The 18372-nt window shown below is 38.0% G+C and carries 15 protein-coding genes; all 15 read left to right on the top strand.

The genetic code is table 11. The features are described from left to right. The first annotated feature begins 1 nt into the window (after nucleotide 1). The 15 genes from CLV94_RS16725 to CLV94_RS16655 all read left to right on the top strand — a co-directional run bounded on the left by CLV94_RS16725 (nucleotide 2) and on the right by CLV94_RS16655 (nucleotide 18322). Nucleotides 2-970, top strand: a complete 969-nt coding sequence (locus tag CLV94_RS16725; protein WP_121377662.1) for a stage II sporulation protein M — start codon at nucleotides 2-4, stop codon at nucleotides 968-970. Beyond that, nucleotides 967-1920 carry a hypothetical protein gene (locus CLV94_RS16720; protein WP_121377661.1) on the top strand — a complete coding sequence of 318 codons (954 nt, stop codon included), beginning with the start codon at nucleotides 967-969 and terminating at the stop codon, nucleotides 1918-1920. The genes CLV94_RS16725 and CLV94_RS16720 overlap by 4 nt, the downstream gene beginning before the upstream one ends. After that, entirely contained in the window at nucleotides 1913-2677 is a 765-nt protein-coding gene (locus tag CLV94_RS16715; RefSeq protein WP_121377660.1) for a DUF4129 domain-containing protein, read from the top strand. Before CLV94_RS16720 ends, CLV94_RS16715 begins: the two co-directional genes overlap by 8 nt. Further along, entirely contained in the window at nucleotides 2678-3892 is a 1215-nt protein-coding gene (locus tag CLV94_RS16710) for a DUF4350 domain-containing protein (RefSeq protein ID WP_121377659.1), read from the top strand. Nucleotides 3893-3913: 21 nt separating this feature from the next. Then, nucleotides 3914-4930, top strand: coding sequence for an AAA family ATPase (locus CLV94_RS16705; RefSeq protein WP_121377658.1), 1017 nt, complete (start codon nucleotides 3914-3916; stop codon nucleotides 4928-4930). Between the two features lie 17 nt (nucleotides 4931-4947). Next, complete coding sequence (locus tag CLV94_RS16700) at nucleotides 4948-6279, top strand: DUF58 domain-containing protein (protein ID WP_121377657.1); 1332 nt, start codon at nucleotides 4948-4950, stop codon at nucleotides 6277-6279. 72 nt (nucleotides 6280-6351) lie between these two features. Then, complete coding sequence (locus CLV94_RS16695; RefSeq protein ID WP_121377656.1) at nucleotides 6352-7137, top strand: TrmH family RNA methyltransferase; 786 nt, start codon at nucleotides 6352-6354, stop codon at nucleotides 7135-7137. A gap of 20 nt (nucleotides 7138-7157) precedes the next feature. Then, nucleotides 7158-8681 (top strand): serine hydrolase, encoded by a 1524-nt coding sequence (locus CLV94_RS16690; protein WP_121377655.1) that lies wholly within the window; start codon nucleotides 7158-7160, stop codon nucleotides 8679-8681. Between the two features lie 142 nt (nucleotides 8682-8823). Next, nucleotides 8824-11043 (top strand): RelA/SpoT family protein, encoded by a 2220-nt coding sequence (locus tag CLV94_RS16685; RefSeq protein ID WP_121377654.1) that lies wholly within the window; start codon nucleotides 8824-8826, stop codon nucleotides 11041-11043. 161 nt (nucleotides 11044-11204) lie between these two features. Then, on the top strand, nucleotides 11205-11669 hold the full coding sequence (locus tag CLV94_RS16680; protein WP_056072956.1) for a Fur family transcriptional regulator: 465 nt from the start codon (nucleotides 11205-11207) through the stop codon (nucleotides 11667-11669). A 21-nt stretch (nucleotides 11670-11690) separates the two neighbouring features. Beyond that, nucleotides 11691-12962, top strand: a complete 1272-nt coding sequence (locus CLV94_RS16675) for an adenylosuccinate synthase (RefSeq protein WP_121377653.1) — start codon at nucleotides 11691-11693, stop codon at nucleotides 12960-12962. Nucleotides 12963-13076: 114 nt separating this feature from the next. After that, the gene (locus tag CLV94_RS16670) at nucleotides 13077-14723 is read left to right on the top strand and encodes an OstA-like protein (protein WP_121377689.1); all 1647 of its coding nucleotides are present in this window, start codon (nucleotides 13077-13079) and stop codon (nucleotides 14721-14723) included. A 64-nt stretch (nucleotides 14724-14787) separates the two neighbouring features. Further along, the gene (locus tag CLV94_RS16665) at nucleotides 14788-15981 is read left to right on the top strand and encodes an aspartate aminotransferase family protein (protein ID WP_121377652.1); all 1194 of its coding nucleotides are present in this window, start codon (nucleotides 14788-14790) and stop codon (nucleotides 15979-15981) included. Between the two features lie 134 nt (nucleotides 15982-16115). Then, complete coding sequence (locus tag CLV94_RS16660; RefSeq protein WP_121377651.1) at nucleotides 16116-17504, top strand: tetratricopeptide repeat protein; 1389 nt, start codon at nucleotides 16116-16118, stop codon at nucleotides 17502-17504. Between the two features lie 74 nt (nucleotides 17505-17578). After that, the gene (locus CLV94_RS16655) at nucleotides 17579-18322 is read left to right on the top strand and encodes a shikimate dehydrogenase family protein (protein ID WP_121377650.1); all 744 of its coding nucleotides are present in this window, start codon (nucleotides 17579-17581) and stop codon (nucleotides 18320-18322) included. Nucleotides 18323-18372 lie beyond the last annotated feature (50 nt).

Here is an 18372-nt window from a genome sequence, read left to right as displayed (position 1 = left end):
GATGAGAGAAGTTGCATTCATAAAGCAAAATAAAGAAAAATGGCTTGACTTTGAACAAGCAATTTTTGGTAAAGCTAAAAAAAATCCTGATGAAATGGCCAGTTTGTACATACATTTGGTCAACGATTTATCGTATGCACAAACCTATTATCCTAAAAGCAAGACAGTTGTCTATCTGAATCATCTAGCAGCACAGATCTATCAAAAAATCTACAAGACTAAAAGGACAGAAACCAACAGGTTCGTGTATTTCTTTTCTATCGAAGTTCCTTTGCTGGTGTACCAATACCGAAGGTATGTTTTATACGCTTTCCTCCTTTTCTTCCTGACTACAGCAATTGGCGTGGTATCCGCAAAATACGACCCTGATTTTGTACGACTGATTTTAGGCGACGGCTATGTCAACAAGACTTTAGAAAACATCAAAGACGGTAATCCTGTTGCAATCTACAAAGACGGAAGCAATTGGGGCATGACGATCGGAATCACCCTAAACAATTTATACGTAGGACTGCGATGCTTCCTTTACGGTATTTTTGCAGGCTTGGGTACTTTTTATATTTTGATTCAAAACTGCATAATGCTCGGTGCTTTCCAATACTTTTTCTACGAACAAGGTGTTTTTTGGGAAAGCGTTCAAGGCATCTGGATTCATGGCTCCATGGAAATTTTCGCAATAGTAATTGAAGCAGCCGCTGGGTTTATTCTAGGTGCTTCTATACTGTTCCCGAAAACCTATTCCAGAATGACTTCTTTTAAGATAGGATTCAAGAGCAGCTTGAAAATTTTTATGGGAACAATGCCTTTCACCATTGCCGCTGGAATACTCGAAGGCTTTGTCACCCGATATTCCTTAGAGATGCCGAATTGGCTGAATGTCTTTATTATCCTATCCACTTTATCCCTGATTTCTTTTTATTTTCTGATATTTCCTTTTATCGTCAACAAAAAAATCCAATCCGCCAAATGATAGCCTTATTCAAGAAAAGAAATTTTAGCGATTATCTTAACGACACCTTTTCCTTTTTCAAAAAAGATGGAAAGCATTTCCTGAAAAACTATTTTGTCATCAACGGAATATTCCTGTTGTTGCTGACAGTTTTCATCTATTTTCTTTCAAAAATTTATTTTGAAGCTATTTTTTCTTCAATAGACAATACAAATCCTGGTTATAATTTTACCGAAAAGCTTTTTAATGAAAACTTAGGTCTTTTTATCGGATCATTAGTCGGATTTGTTATTCTTTCCTTATTTCTTACCTTATTAAATTTTGCCTATCCAGTTGTTTATTTGCAACAATATGACGAAAACGGAGGAAGCAATTTCACGACCAAGCAAATAATTGGCCGTTTAAAATCTAAAGCAGGAAAAATAGTACTGTATTTTATTATTTCCTTGTTTATAATTACGCCGTTGGTGATGATTTTGTTTGTCGTTTTACTGTTTCTGTCCTTTATCATTATCGGAATCCCATTGCTTATCATTGCCATTCCTGCACTATTCAGCATACTATCACTTACATTATTTGATTATCTCAATACTTCAAACGGTTATTTTACTTCGTTTGGAAATGCTATAGGATATTTAAAAAAGCAATTTTGGCCGATTATTGGCGTCACGATGATTATGTATATGATTGTTCAAGTTGTCCTGACTATCTTTTCGATGATTCCGTATGTCATTTCTATGATTGTCCTCTTTACTTCAATTGAATCTGGGACTGCTAACGGAACAACAGAAGCGCTTTCTACAATTGGAATCGTGATGGCTATAATTTTTGTAATTGTAATCTTGGCAAATTACGTATTGAATAATCTCCTTATTGTAAACCAAGGCCTAATTTACTACAGCCGCAGAGAACATGAGGAAAACAAAACTTCGTTTGGAGAAATCGACAGTATCGGAAAAGATTTTGAATAAGCTACTCTACATAGTTCTCTTCTTTTTCTGCCTGAATACCGCTTTCAGTCAGGATCCTCCGCCGGAAAAAAAAACCGACACAGTTACTGCTATTTCTAAGTTTTCTGAAAAAGACATCGCAATCGACAGCACCGAAATAAAAAGCCGTTCGTTTAGCAAATTAAAAGAGAAATACAGCGATTCGAGCTTTGAGTACGAAACCAAGACCCAAGAAAAAAATGCTTGGGATCGTTTTAAAGAATGGCTTTCATATTGGTTTGGGAAAATTTTCAGCTTGAGCAGCGAGGAAGCTTCCATGTCTTTTGTTGAACTATTTCTGAAAATTCTAGCCGTAATCATTATCTTATTCGTAATCTACCTTATCGTGAAGGCTATTATGAATGATGAAGGCCGATGGATTTTTGGAAAATCTTCAGACAAAAAAGTAATTCATTACGATGAAATCGAAAAGAACCTTCATTTGGTCGACTTCGAAAAGCTGATCAAAGAAGCCACAAAATCAGGCGAAAGCCGATTGGTCGTGCGCTATTATTATTTATGGCTGCTGAAAAAGCTAGCCGAAAAAGAAATCATCGAATGGGATGTCGAGAAAACAAATTCCGACTATCTCTACGAAATAAAAAGCGAAAAACTAAGGAACGATTTTTCATACCTTTCTTATCTCTACAACTACATCTGGTATGGCGAATTTGAGCTAGAAGAAGACACCTTGTCAAAAGCCGTAAAATCATTTGAAAAAACCATCAAAGCCCTATAAATGAACAAGACTATCAAAATATACATCGTGTTTTTGGTACTGCTTTTAGCGGGTATTGTTTATATTGATGCTACACGGCCGAAACCAATCAACTGGTCGCCTACTTTTGGAATTAACGATAAAATTCCTTTTGGGATGTATATCTTTAATGAAGAAGCTCCAGCTTTGTTTGATAATGAAAAAGTCAATAGGATTACACAGACGGCCTACGAATATCTTGAGCCGTTATACGATTATGACAGTCTTGTCAATACCTATAAAGCCAAAGGAACCATTCTTTCCATTTCAGAAAACTACCTGATTGACGACGAATCGACACAAGAAATCTTATATTTTGCCGAACATGGAAATAAGATTTTTATCAGCTCAAAATCATTTCCGCAAAAATTAATGGACAGCCTGAAATTCGAGTATTCCTCAAAATTTCTAGGCAGGGATTCCATCTCGGCATGGCTGGCCAATCCAAATCTAGGTTCAGAAAAATACAATATCACCGTCGGATCCGGAAATTCCTATTTCAATAAAATAGACACGCTCAACACTACTGTTCTTGGATATCAAGGAAACAAATCAGAAAAGCTGGTCAATTTTATAAAAATTCCTTATGGCAAAGGAGAATTTTACCTGCACACACAGCCGACTGTCTTTACGAACTATCATCTTTTAAAAGACAATCACTCAAAATATGCGGCTAAAGCCTTGAGTTATGCAGACGGAGAAATATTCTGGCTTGTAAAAAACCAGACTGGGGAAATCATTTCAAATTCCCCATTGCGCTATATACTTAGCCAGCCCGCTTTAAAAGCCGTATGGTATATATTTTTGCTAGGAATGTTGATTTTCCTTATATTCAATGCAAAAAGAAAACAAAGGATCGTCAGAATCATAAAGCCTTTAGAAAACACAACAGTCGATTTTACGAAAACCATCGGAAATTTATATTTCCAAGAAGGCAATCACGACAATATAATTGAAAAGAAAATCATATATTTCTTAGAAAAAGTTAGAAACGAATACCTGCTTGATACTACTGTTCTGGATGAAAATTTCGAGAAAAAGCTACAGCAGAAAACAGGCAAGAAGCTAGAAGATATACAACGAGCCGTCTATCTTATAAACCAGTACCGAAAAAACTATCATCAAAGTATTGAAAGCGACTTGATAGCCTTAAATACGGCCATCGAAAAGATTTTCGCAAAAGAAAAAGACAATTAAGAAACATAATCCACATATCCAATGGAAGAAAATATAGAACACAGCCAAAACGAAAATGCAACCGAAAACGTAAATTTTCAATCTCGAATTGATTTAAGCCAATTGCAAGAAAGCATCGAAAAAATCAGGACTGAAATCGGAAGCGTTATTGTAGGTCAGCACAAGATGATCGATCAGCTTTTGGTCGCTATCCTTTCAAACGGACACGTTCTATTGGAAGGAGTTCCGGGAGTTGCCAAAACCATTACGGCAAAATTATTGGCTAAGACATTAAACATCGGATTCAGCAGAATTCAGTTCACACCCGATTTGATGCCGTCTGATATTTTAGGAACTTCTGTCTATGACCTAAAAAAATCAGAATTTGAGTTTAAAAAAGGACCGATTTTTTCCAATCTAGTCTTAATTGACGAAATTAACCGTGCTCCTGCCAAAACACAGGCTGCATTGTTTGAAGTCATGGAAGAACGCCAAATCACAATGGACGGCACTACTTATGAAATGCAAGCTCCGTTTTTGGTTATCGCGACACAAAACCCGATTGAGCAAGAAGGAACGTATCGTTTGCCAGAAGCCCAATTAGACCGTTTCCTTTTCAAAGTGAATATCGATTACCCGAAATTAGATGAAGAAATCCTGATTATCCAGAAAGAGCACCTATTGCAGAATCATGGAAAATTAGATAACATCCAGACCGTTCTGACTTCTGAAGAAATTCAGAAATACCAATCTTTGGTAAAACAGATTATTGTAGAGCCTCAGCTTTTGGAATATATCGCCAAGCTAGTCGTAAACACAAGAGAAAATGCTTTCTTGTATTTAGGAGCTTCGCCTCGTGCATCGATTGCCATCCTAAATGCTGCCAAAGGATATGCCGCTATTCGCGGAAGAGATTTCGTAACGCCAGAAGATATCAAAGAAGCCGCAATTCCAGTTCTGCAACACCGAGTTATCGTAACGCCAGAACGTGAAATGGAAGGAATTACAAGCGTAGAAATCATCAAGCAGGTGATTGAAGCTATCGAAATTCCTAGATAATTTAAAACACTGCCGCTTTGAAACTGCCCAAAAAACTATACATCAACAATTTCTTTTTTTTCGCGCTGATTGGCGTCGGATTCATCTATTGCTTTGCTTTTATGTTTCCGGCACTCTACAATGCGGCAGGATATGTATTGCTGATGCTTTTGGCGTTTCTAGTCCTTGACATACTGATCTTATTTGCGGCCAAAACCGGAATAGACGGAACTCGAATCGCTCCCGAAAAACTATCAAACGGCGATGAAAATCCAGTTGGGGTACATATAAAAAACTATTATACCTTCCCTATCGGGATAAAAATCATAGACGAAATTCCCGAGCAGTTCCAAGTCCGTAATTTTGAAATCAAGCGAAAAATAAAAGCTTCTTCTCAAGACGACATCCAATATTATCTTCGTCCGACAGAACGAGGCGAATATGTTTTTGGAAACCTCAACATCTATGTGATTTCTCCATTAAAACTGGTTTCCCGAAGATTTACGTTTGACAAAAACCAGATGGTCCCGACCTATCCGTCTTATATTCAGCTGCGAAAATACGACCTGATGGCCTTCTCAAACAACCTGTTTCAATATGGTGTAAAAAAAATCAGAAGAATTGGCCATACGATGGAATTTGAGCAGATTAAAGAATATGTGCAAGGTGATGACATCCGTACGCTAAACTGGAAAGCCACGGCAAAGAAGAATTCGTTAATGGTCAATCAGTTCCAAGACGAAAAGTCACAATCCATTTACATGGCTATCGACAAAGGCCGTGTGATGAAAATGCCTTTTAACGGCCTAAGCCTGTTGGATTATGCTATAAATGCGACTTTGGTTTTATCTAACGTAATTCTAAAAAAACAAGACAAGGCCGGAATGTTTGCCTTTTCAAAAAGAGTAGAAAATCGTGTCGTAGCCGAAAAACGCTCTTCACAGATGCACCAAATCTTGGAAAGTCTTTACAACATCAAAACCGATTTCTTTGAAAGCGATTACAGCCGATTGTATGCCGACATAAAGAAAAATATCAACCACCGAAGCCTTATCATTTTATATACAAATTTTGAAACTCTAGACAGTCTTCATCGCCAGCTTCCGTATTTAAAGGGAATTGCAAAAAGCCACTTGCTGGTCGTCGTTTTCTTTCAGAACACAGAACTAAACGAAATTATCAATTCGAAGGCAGTTACAGTTCAAGAAGTATATGACAAAGTCATCGCTGAAAAATTTGCTTTTGAAAAACGTCTTATCGTTAACGAATTGAAAAAATACGGAATCTATTCGGTATTGACACAACCCGAAAATCTTACTTTGGACACGATTAATAAATATTTGGAAATTAAAGCTAGAGGAATACTTTAATTTATGATTTTAGGTTTTATGATTTTAGAAAAGGTAGTACCTTAGCGACTTAGAAACATAGAAACTACAATCTTGAAACAAATCACTTCTGTCCAAAATCCATTTATAAAATCGCTGGTGCTGCTTCAGGAAAAATCCAAAGCCCGAAAGCAGACCGGAACTTTTTTAATCGAAGGGCAAAGAGAAATCGAACTGGCGCAGAAAGGCGGTTATGAAATCGAAACCATCTTATTTCTACCGGAAATCATTTCTGAAAACGAAGCCGGAAAACTTTCCCATTCTGCAGAATTGATTGAAATCAGCAAAGAAGTTTACCAAAAACTAGCCTATCGTGATACTACGGAAGGAATTTTAGCCATTGCAAAATCCAAAACTCTTTCTTTATCTGAATTAGATTTAGGTGAAAACCCGCTCATTCTTGTCGCCGAAGCACCTGAAAAACCAGGCAATATTGGAGCCATTCTGCGAACTGCCGATGCCGCCAACCTAGATGCGGTTATCATAGCCAACCCGAAAAGCGACTTGTATAATCCAAATATTGTACGCTCGAGTGTGGGCTGTCTTTTTACAAACAACATCGCGACAGGAAATACTGAAGAAATTATTACCTTCCTAAAAGAAAAAAACATCAGCATCTATTGTGCTACTTTGCAGAATTCTACGGGCTATCATACGCAAGATTATACCACCCCGACCGCTTTAGTTGTTGGGACGGAAGCTACCGGACTCACGCAAGAATGGCGCGACAATGCGACCCAAAACATAATCATCCCAATGCAAGGTGCAATTGATTCCATGAACGTTTCTGTGGCCGCTGCAATCTTGATATTTGAAGCAAAAAGACAAAGAGGATTTTAATCACTTATGAATTACAACTTATGAATTTTAAATTAGGCCTATTCGCTATTTTAATAAGCACTACTCTTTCGGCACAGATTACGCCTACGCAAATTGACGAAGTCGTAGAAAAAACACTAAAAACTTTTGATGTGCCTGGTATCGCGGTTGCTGTCGTAAAAGACGGAAAAGTAATCCACTCCAAAGGCTATGGCGTCAAATCGATAATTACGAAGCAAAAAGTAGACGAAAATACTTTATTTGGAATTGCATCCAACAGCAAAGCTTTTACCAGCGCTGCTTTGGCAATGCTTGTTGACGAAGGTAAAATCAAATGGGACGACAAAGTCATCAAATACTTGCCAGAATTCAAAATGTATAATGAGTATGTGACCAACGAGTTTACCATCAGAGATCTGCTGACACATAGAAGCGGCCTCGGACTTGGTGCCGGCGACTTAATGATCTGGCCTGACGGTTCTGATTTTAAAGCACAAGACATTATTGAAAATATCCAATACTTAAAGCCTGTTTCTGGATTCAGGACAAAATACGATTACGACAATCTGTTGTATATCATCGCGGGAGAAGTCGTTCATAAAGCTAGCGGCCTAACATGGAATGATTTTATAGAAACCAAAATCCTGAAACCGTTGGAAATGACCAAAACAGCTTCGACATGGGTACGCTTAAAAGATACTTCTAACGTAATCGTTCCTCATGTTCCTATCGATGGAAAGCTAAAGGTCATTTCACGCTATAAAAACCAAACTTTTGACGCAGCCGCGGGTATTTATTCCAGCGTAAACGATATGAGCAAATGGGCCATCATGCAATTGAATAAAGGAAAATACGGCAACGGACAAAAATTGTTTTCGGAAAAAGAACACGCAGAAATGTGGACACCGCAAACCCTGATGCCTAATAAGCCTGCGCCACCTTATAATTCTCTTTTCAAAGCGTATGGTCTCGGCTGGCAATTAACCGATGTGAAAGGAAAGATGCAAGTTTCACATACAGGCGGCTTAGAAGGAATCGTAACCCAAGTAACTTTGATTCCCGAATTGCAGCTCGGAATCATTGTTTTTACGAATCAGCAATCTGGCGCTGCTTTTTCGGCCATCACCAACACAATTAAAGACAGCTATCTCGGAATTGAACCAATTGACCATGTAAAAATTTACAGTGATAGAAACAAAGCTACTGAGGAAAAAGCAGACAAAATTACAGATGAAGTATGGCAAACTGTCACAAACAATAAAAACCAGAAAATCGATTTCAAGAAGTACATTGGAACCTATAAAGACAATTGGCTCGGAGAAATTACGATTACAGAAAAGAAAGGAAAAATGTATTTTGCTTCCAAACGTTCTCCGCAATTAAAAGGTGAAATTTTCTTTTATAAAGACAATAATTTCGTCGTAAAATGGGACAATCGCTATTTCCACGCTGATGCGCATATCTTCTTCGAGAAAGATAATGCAGAATTCACGATGAAGCCTATTTCTCCTGCTACAGATTTTAGTTATGATTTTCAAGACCTTAACTTTTTCAGGATAAAATAAAAGCGATAAAACACAACTCCATACAACAAAAAAACCGCCCAATTTGGAGCGGTTTTTGCTTCTATACAAACTAGCGAAAAAATTGGAAAATCCAAAACTTTATTTTACTTTTAGTGAGTAGCTAACAAATATCAGAAACGCCATGGTAGAGATTGATTTAGAACAAGAAAACAAGGCAATTGCTAGAGAATACAAAGAACTTTTGCGAATCAGTTACCAGACGCTTTCAGAAGATGATAAAAAACTAATCCGCAAAGCATTTGATGTTGCTGTAGACGCTCATAAAGACCAACGCAGAAAATCTGGCGAAGCGTATATTTTCCACCCGATTGCTGTGGCAAAAATTGTCGCATCAGAAATCGGTCTGGGAGCCACTTCTATTGCCGCTGCACTGATGCATGATGTTGTTGAAGATACTGATATTACTGTAGAAGACATCGAAAAGATGTTCAATCCGAAGATTGCAAAAATCGTCGAAGGATTGACCAAAATAGCCCAGGTAAAAACTGATAACGAAATCTCGATGCAGGCGGAAAACTTCCGCAAAATGCTATTGACGCTGAATGATGACGTACGCGTGATTCTTATCAAAATTGCAGACCGTTTGCACAATATGCAGACAATGGAATCGATGGTCGATTACAAACAGGCAAAAATTGCATCCGAAACACTCTATATTTATGCGCCTCTTGCCCACCGTTTGGGACTTTACAACATAAAAAATCAGCTGGAAGATTTGGGCTTGAAATATACCGAGCCTGAAATCTACAATGATATTGTCAGCAAAATAAAAGAAACCAAGGAACAGCAGGACGAATACATCAAATCCATTTCAGATGTACTGAAAGAATCGCTAGATGCCGAAGGAATCGACTACATCATAAAAGGCCGTCCAAAATCCATCTTTTCAATCAGAAAGAAAATGCTGGCACAAGGCGTAAGCTTCGACGAAGTGTACGACAAGTTTGCCTTGCGAATTATCTACAAAGCAGCACCAAGCGAAGAGAAATTCTTGGCTTGGAAAATCTATTCTATAGTTACCGACCATTATCGTCCCAGCCCGAGCCGTTTGCGCGATTGGATTTCTTCGCCAAAATCGACAGGCTACGAAGCTTTGCATATTACGGTCATGGGACCAAAAGGCCGTTGGGTAGAAATTCAAGTCCGAAGCGAAAGAATGGACGAAATTGCCGAAAAAGGCTACGCTGCCCATTACAAATACAAACAAGGCGGCAACGAAGAGCACGGTTTAGATACCTGGTTAAATCTTTTGAAGGAAGCTCTCGAAAACGCCTCCACAAATGCCGTGGACTTTGTCGAAGATTTCAAGCTAAATTTATATTCTAAAGAAATTTATGTATTTACGCCGAAAGGCGAAATCAAGTCGCTGCCGAAAGGTGCCACATCGTTGGATTTTGCATTCAGTATCCACTCCGAAATCGGAATCAGGACACGGGGAACAAGAGTCAACGGAAAATTAGTCCCGCTAAATCATGTCTTAAACAGCGGCGACCAGATTGAGATCATCACTTCTCCAAACCAAAAACCGACATCACATTGGTTGGATTATGTGACAACTTCGCGTGCAAAAACGAAAATCAAAAACGTATTAAACGAGAATACGAAGAAAACCGCTGAAGACGGAAAAGAATTGTTGACTCGAAAATTGCGTCATCTAAAAGTGACCTTAAACGAAACGACCGTCAATGAACTGGTCAATTATTTCAAGCTAAAAACAAGCCTTGATCTCTTTTATCGCGTGGGAATCGGCGCTATCGACAACCAGCAGTTGAAAGATTATGCCGCGCAGAAGAGCAATACGTTTATGAACTTTTTCAAAAACAAAATCAAGCGCTCTCCTACTACAAATCCGGAAATCATCAATAAACCCGAAATCAGCAACAATTATGACATGTTGGTTTTTGGAAAAGAACAAGACAAGCTCGATTATAAACTAGCGACTTGCTGTAATCCGATTCCAGGAGACGATGTTTTTGGATTTGTGACTATCAACGAAGGAATAAAAGTCCATAAAAAAGACTGTCCAAATGCTATCAGCTTGCAATCTAACTATGCTTACCGAATCATCAAGGCGAAATGGATCGACTCGACGCAGCAAGAATTTAAGGCTATCCTGAACATTACTGGAATGGATACGCTTGGTCTGACCAATGAATTGACCAAAGTAATTTCCAACAACATGCACGTAAACATCCAAAGTATTTCGTTGAGCGGTGATGCCGGAATTTTCAACGGGCAAGTTGTTGTTGTCGTGCAAAACAACACGATTCTCAAAAAATTGATTGAAAACATTAAAAAGATAGACGGAATTGATAAAGTAACCCGGATTAACAAGAACTAGCCTCAAAAGACTTGTTTCAGAATCGAATTTTCGAATTTTCGCAGAAATTTTACGAGCAAAATCCTTCATTAAAATCCATAGTCTATATCTTTTGTTAAACATATAAAAATCAATAAACGAGAAACTTGATACTTGAATAAAATAATTTATCTTTGCAGGATATGACACTAATTTCCGTAGATAACAATAAAAATCAAGAGATTGTAAAAAATGTTTTTACAAAATATCTTGAAACTAAAGGACATCGCAAAACTCCTGAACGCTATGCTATACTTCAGGAAATTTATGATAATGAAGAGCATTTCGATATCGAATCTCTTTATATCAAGATGAAAAACAAGAATTACCGCGTTAGTAGAGCTACGCTTTACAACACGATTGAACTTCTATTGGACTGTGCATTGGTAAGAAAACATCAATTTGGACAAAACCAAGCACATTACGAAAAATCTTATTTCGATAAACAGCACGATCATATCATCATGACCGATTCTGGTGAAGTGATTGAATTCTGCGATCCGCGAATCCAAAGCATCAAAAAAACTATTGAAGAAATTTTTGATATCGAAATCCACAACCACTCTCTATACCTTTACGGAAACAAAAAGACTACACCTAAAGAATAAATAAACACAAACAACTAAAAAATGACCGTAGATTTACTACTCGGATTGCAGTGGGGCGACGAAGGCAAAGGAAAAATTGTTGACGTTCTCACTTCAAAGTACGATATTATTGCCCGTTTTCAAGGCGGCCCAAATGCTGGACACACGCTTGAATTTGATGGAATCAAGCACGTTTTGAGAACTATCCCTTCTGGAATTTTTCACAAAAAATCAATCAACATTATAGGAAACGGCGTTGTGATCGACCCTGTTGTTTTCCAAAAAGAATTGGAAGGATTGGCAAAATTTGATATCGATATCCAGTCAAGATTGATCATATCAAGAAAAGCACACCTTATTTTGCCTACACATCGTCTGCTTGACGCTGCTTCTGAAGCATCAAAAGGCAAAGCTAAAATTGGTTCAACCTTAAAAGGAATCGGGCCGACCTATATGGACAAGACAGGAAGAAACGGTCTTCGTGTAGGCGATATCGAACTGGCCGATTTTAAAGAAAGATATAGAACCTTAGCCGACAAACATGAAGCTATGATTGCTTTTTATGATGTCGATCTTCAATACGACTTGAAAGAACTGGAAGACGAGTTTTTTGAGTCTATCAAAGTATTAAAAACATTGCAATTCATCGATAGTGAAGAATACATCAACAAAGCGATGAAAGAAGGAAAATCAATATTAGCAGAAGGCGCACAAGGCTCGCTTTTAGATATTGATTTCGGAACGTATCCTTTTGTGACATCTTCCAATACAACTGCAGCAGGCGCTTGTACTGGTTTAGGAATCGCTCCAAACCGTGTAAAAGAAGTCTTTGGAATTTTCAAAGCATATACGACAAGAGTTGGCAGCGGACCTTTCCCTACCGAACTTTTTGACAAAGATGGCGAAACCATGGCAAAAGTCGGAAACGAATTCGGTTCCGTAACAGGTCGCGCTAGACGTTGCGGCTGGTTAGACTTAGTAGCTTTGAAATATGCAATTCAAGTAAACGGAGTTACTGCTTTATATATGATGAAGGGCGATGTGCTTTCAGGATTTGATACCCTAAAAATCTGTACTTCTTATAAATACAAAGGAGCAGAAATCGACCATCTTCCTTACAACATAGAACCAGAAAACGTTTCTCCAGTATATGTTGAGAAAAAAGGCTGGAAAGCTGATTTGACGGGAATGACTTCTTACGACGAGCTTCCTTCAGAATTAAAAGAATATGTCGAGTTTATCGAGAAATTTGTAGAAGTTCCGATCAAGGTAATTTCAGTCGGGCCAGACAGAACCCAGACTATTATAAAATAATAAAAACGCCTTGATAATGTCAAGGCGTTTTATTTTTTATGCTACCTATAAATAATTCTTAATTAAAAATCAGATTTGGAGATTTTACTTAAATTTGAGCCAAAATACGATCCATTGAAGAAGAACTTTTTATTTCTTGCAAGCTTTTTTATCCTACTGAGTTTCAACACACTGCTAGCACAGGCACCTCCTAAAAAAATAGTAGTTGAAAATTCCGATTTTGTCGATATCCAACAGGAAGAAATTCCAGGTGCAATTCGATATAGAGGAAATGTCAGGATTCTGCACGATGGTGTTAGGATGACCTGCAATACCGCTTATCTATTCCAAAAAGAAAACTATGTAAAGGCTTTTGGCGATGTGAAAATGAACCAAGGCGATACGGTTTTCATGGACAGCCGCTATGCGGAATATCAAGGAAACATAAAATTCGCTTATGCCACAGGAAATGTGGTCATGCGTGATCCAAAAATGACACTGACAACGGATACGATTAATTTTGACAGGAGAATCCAGCAGGCATATTACAACACATATGGCACAATAAAAGACCAAGAAAACACTTTAGTAAGCAAATCCGGAAGGTATTTCCTGAATGAAAAGAAATTCCAGTTCCTGACCGCCGTTACTATTACAAATCCAAAATACGTCATCAAGTCAAATCATTTGGATTATTATTCAAATTCAGGCCACTCCTATCTTTTCGGTCCGTCGACGATTACCAGCAAGGAAAATTTTATCTACACCGAAAAAGGTTTTTATGACACCAAAAAGAATTATGCTCATTTTGTAAAGAATTCCTATATCAAATACAACAATAGGCTTATCGAAGGCGACAGTTTGTATTATGACCGAAATAGGGAATTTGCTTCAGCAACCAACAACGTCAAAATCACCGATTCTATCAACAGAGGAATTGTCCGAGGTCATTATGGTGAAGTGTATCGAAACCAAGACTCTTTAGTAATGACCAAAAGAGCTGTTGCTGCGACATTAATTGAAAAAGACACGCTTTATATCCATGGCAAAAAGTTGATGGTTACCGGAAAGCCAGAAAATAGAATCATGCGGGCTTTCAATAACGTACGTTTTTATAAAATCGACATGAGCGGAAAATGCGATTCCTTACACTCCAACGAAAAAAACGGACTGACGCAGTTAATAGGAAGGCCAGTGGTTTGGAATGGAGAAAATCAATTGACCGGAAAAGTAATCCATCTTATTTCGAATACAGAAACTGAAAAATTAGATTCCCTCAAGGTATTGACAGATGCTTTTATTGCCTCCAAAGATACCTTAGGAAAAGGCTATAATCAGGTCAAGGGTGTCAATTTATACGGTAAATTTCGGGACAATAAGCTCTACGAAGTCGATCTCGTCAAGAACACCGAAAAGATTTATTATGCCTATGATAAAGGCCAATTAGCTGCTATCGACAAAGGAATCAGCAGCAGTATACATCTTGAGCTGGAAGACAACAAAATCACGACTGTAACCGCGTTTAAAAATACAGAAAGCGAAAGTTATCCCGAAAAAGACCTGCCCGAAAATGCCCGGAAACTCCGAGGATTTATTTGGCGGGGCGACGAAATCATAAAAAGCAAGGATGATATTTTTCCTCCAGAAGAGCAAGAGCTTCATGAAAAAATTGTGAAGCAAAGCAAGATTGACAAGGCCAAAGAAGATGTCCCGATGGAAGTCCGAAAAGAAACTTTGGAATATGACAAAAAGAATCCTGAGAAGAAAGCGAAAGTGCAATAAGATTTTAGATTGCAGATTTAGGATTGCAGCAAAGCAATCAAACAGTACAATGATATAGATTTCAATGATTAAAGATTTCCACAAATACCAAGCGCAAACCTCTCCTTACCCTTTGGGAATGGAAGTTTCTCACGCTATCGGTTCTTACATTTACGATACCAATAACAAAAAATACCTTGACTTTGTCGCCGGCGTTTCCGCTTGTACATTAGGGCACCAGAACAAAAGGGTCAATGACGCCATAAAAAATCAACTCGACAAGTATTCACATGTAATGGTTTACGGCGAGTATGCGCAAAATCCAGCTGTCGAATTTTGCAAGCTATTAGCTTCTCTCCTTCCAAAACCGTTAGAAAAAACCTATCTGGTCAATTCGGGAACAGAAGCTACAGAAGGTGCCTTAAAACTTGCCAGAAGAGTTACAGGCAGAAGCCAATTGATTTCCTGCAATAATGCCTATCATGGCAATACGATGGGTTCTATGAGCGTTATGGGATTTGAGGAAAGAAAACAAATTTTCCGTCCGCTAATACCTGATGTCGATTTTATCACGTTTAACAACGAAGAAGATTTACAGAAAATCACGACGAAAACCGCAGGAATAATATTAGAAAGTATTCAAGGTGGTGCTGGATTCATCCAACCAGAAAACGGCTTCTTGAAAAAAGTCAGAGAAAGATGTACAGAAGTTGGCGCGCTGATGATTATCGATGAAATCCAACCTGGCTTCGGAAGAACCGGAAAATTATTCGGTTTTGAAAACTATGATGTCATTCCTGACGTAATTATATTAGGCAAAGGAATGGGTGGCGGCATGCCGGTTGGCGCTTTTACAGCTTCGTCAGAAATGATGGATTTATTGAGTGATAATCCGAAATTAGGGCACATCACGACTTTCGGCGGACATCCTGTCATAGCTGCAGCCAGCTTGGCAACATTACAAGAAATTACCGAAACCGACCTGATACCGCAGACTCTGGAGAAAGAAAAGCTTTTCCGTTCGCTTTTGGTACATCCTTTGATACAAGAAGTAAGAGGGCGAGGATTAATGCTTGCCGCAATGACTGAAGATGCCGAAATTACGAACCAAGTAATTTTAAAATGCCAAGACAAAGGACTGATTTTGTTCTGGCTGCTGTTTGAAGGCAAAGCGATTAGAATTACGCCTCCGCTGACAATATCTGAACAAGAAATCAGAGAAGGTTGTGCCATTATTTTAGAAGTAATGGATGAAGTGCAATCAACCCTGAAAAATTAGGATTTAACAATAAAAATCCGTAACTTACAGAGAGTAGTTTTGTTAATTAAATTGTTCACAACAATTTCAGCCTTACCTCGCAAAAAGATTTACGTTCCCTAAATTTATTAAGGATAATTTTAAAAACAAAGAGTATGCATTTGAGTCACGATGAAGAAGATTACAATTTATCCTTGTCCAAGTTCGAATCGATGTTGAAAACTAACAAAGTTCTCTTCTTTGATTCGGAAGAATTTGAAGAAATTATTCTTCACTATCTGGATATGGGTAAAGCGTCTCTGGCTAAAAAAGCCTTAAAATTAGCGCTTGAGCAGCACCCTCGTTCTACAGGCTTAAAACTAGTACAAGTAGAAATGCTGGTGTATGATGACAAGCTAGAAACAGCTGAAAAGCTGTTAAACGAACTCTACGCCATTGAGCCCCAAAACGAAGAAATTTTTATCCAAAAAGCCAACATTTACTCCAAAAGAGACAATCATGAGAAGGCTGTAGAATTATTGCAGGAAGCCCTAAAACTGACGGATGATTATGCAGATGTCTACAACTTGATTGGCATGGAATACCTTTTCATGGACAATTTGGAGTTTGCCAAGGAGAATTTTATCAAATGTCTTGAAGAAGACGTAGAAGACCAAGCCGCATTATACAATGTGGTATACTGTTTTGAATTTTTAGACCAAAACAAGGAAGCTATTGCCTTTCTTGAGAACTATATTGACAGAAATCCTTACAGCGAAATCGCATGGCACCAAAGCGGCAGACTTTATTACGGACTGCAAGATTACGAGAACGCCTTAAGATGCTTCGATTACGCTTCCATGATCGACGATGAGTTCATGGGTGCTTTCATGGAAAAAGCCAAGTCTCTAGAACGTCTTAAACGTTATGACGAAGCGATTGAAAGCTACAACAGGACCATTGAATTAGATGATCCAACGTCGTATGCCTTGCTTCGAATCGGAAAATGTTATGAAAAATTAGGCAACAAGCCATTGGCGCTTAAATATTTTCACAAGACTGTTCACGAAGATCCATTATTAGACAAAGGTTGGATTGCGATTACCGATTTTTACGTAAGACAGAAAAACTATCAAAAAGCATTGTTTTATGTAAATAAGGCCATTGGAATTGATAACGAAAATAGATTGTACTGGAAACGTTATGCAACCATCAATAGAGCCTTAGATTTTCTAGAAGAAGCCGAAATAGGTTATAGAAAAGCTGTAGAATTTGGCGATTATGAGCTGGATACTTGGCTGTATTGGATTGACATCCTGCAGTATTTAGGAGAATTCGAAGCAGCCATACACACATTATTGCAGGCTTCAGAGTATTTCCCAGAAGAGTTTCAATTAGAATACCGTCTTGCTGGTTTATATTTTATGGAAGATGACGAAACAAAAGGAAAATTCCATCTCAGCAATGGATTGAGAGTAAGTTTCGAAAACCACACCATTCTTGAAACCCTCTTCCCTACTGTTTGGGAAAGAAAAGATGTCCAAAAAATGATTCATAAAAAATAACAAAAAGAATATCTTTTAGAAGCCTGGCAAAAATGATTAATTTCGCTTTTGCCAGGCTTTTTAATTTTAGACGCATGAAAATTACACATCTATTCGGGCTGCTCGGAAAAAATATCGGATACTCTTTTTCAAAAGGATATTTTGCAGAAAAATTCAAATCTTTGAATCTAAACAATTACGATTATGTCAATTTTGACATTCCGTCAATTGAGGAATTTCCAGCAATCATCAAGCAGCATCCTAATTTAAAAGGAATAAATGTCACCATTCCCTACAAAGAAGCCGTAATGCCTTATCTTGATAAAATTTCAAAAAAAGCAGAAAGAATCGGTGCGGTCAATACCATAAAATTTACACGAAAAGGAAACCTAAAAGGATATAATTCGGACTATTACGGTTTCAAAAAATCATTAGAACCCTTGTTAGAATCGCATCATAAGAAAGCATTGATTTTAGGAACCGGAGGCGCATCCAAGGGCGTAGCTTTCGCCTTGGAAGAACTCGGAATTTTATACACTTTTGTGTCCAGAGAAGCTTCCGACGAAAGCATCGGATACAATCTAGTCAACGCTACGACTTTTGACAATCATCAAATCGTAATCAACTGCACGCCGCTTGGCACTTCCCCTAATGTAGATGCCTTTCCTCCTATTCCTTATGAATATTTCTCTCCAAAGCATATCGCCCATGACTTGATCTACAATCCCGAAGAAACTATCTTTTTGAAGAAAGCTAAAAAATATGGAGCCAAAACTAAAAACGGATTAGAAATGCTGCGCTATCAGGCTGAGAAATCATGGAAAATTTGGAATAAGTAGCTTTTTCAGCAAAAATCTCTAAAGTTCTATTGCGACAAAAACATCTATAG

It is taken from the genome of Flavobacterium endophyticum (assembly GCF_003634455.1).
GTDB classification, from domain to species: domain Bacteria; phylum Bacteroidota; class Bacteroidia; order Flavobacteriales; family Flavobacteriaceae; genus Flavobacterium; species Flavobacterium endophyticum.
Note: the sequence above shows the minus strand (reverse complement) of the source record. Positions and strands in the feature narration are given on the sequence as shown.

Coding starts and splice junctions, on each gene's coding strand:
- CLV94_RS16675 (WP_121377653.1), top strand. CDS start 11,691: ATGACCGTAGATTTACTACTCGGATTGCAGTGGGGCGACGAAGGCAAA.
- CLV94_RS16690 (WP_121377655.1), top strand. CDS start 7,158: ATGAATTTTAAATTAGGCCTATTCGCTATTTTAATAAGCACTACTCTT.
- CLV94_RS16720 (WP_121377661.1), top strand. CDS start 967: ATGATAGCCTTATTCAAGAAAAGAAATTTTAGCGATTATCTTAACGAC.
- CLV94_RS16660 (WP_121377651.1), top strand. CDS start 16,116: ATGCATTTGAGTCACGATGAAGAAGATTACAATTTATCCTTGTCCAAG.
- CLV94_RS16680 (WP_056072956.1), top strand. CDS start 11,205: ATGACACTAATTTCCGTAGATAACAATAAAAATCAAGAGATTGTAAAA.
- CLV94_RS16685 (WP_121377654.1), top strand. CDS start 8,824: ATGGTAGAGATTGATTTAGAACAAGAAAACAAGGCAATTGCTAGAGAA.
- CLV94_RS16705 (WP_121377658.1), top strand. CDS start 3,914: ATGGAAGAAAATATAGAACACAGCCAAAACGAAAATGCAACCGAAAAC.
- CLV94_RS16665 (WP_121377652.1), top strand. CDS start 14,788: ATGATTAAAGATTTCCACAAATACCAAGCGCAAACCTCTCCTTACCCT.
- CLV94_RS16655 (WP_121377650.1), top strand. CDS start 17,579: ATGAAAATTACACATCTATTCGGGCTGCTCGGAAAAAATATCGGATAC.
- CLV94_RS16725 (WP_121377662.1), top strand. CDS start 2: ATGAGAGAAGTTGCATTCATAAAGCAAAATAAAGAAAAATGGCTTGAC.
- CLV94_RS16710 (WP_121377659.1), top strand. CDS start 2,678: ATGAACAAGACTATCAAAATATACATCGTGTTTTTGGTACTGCTTTTA.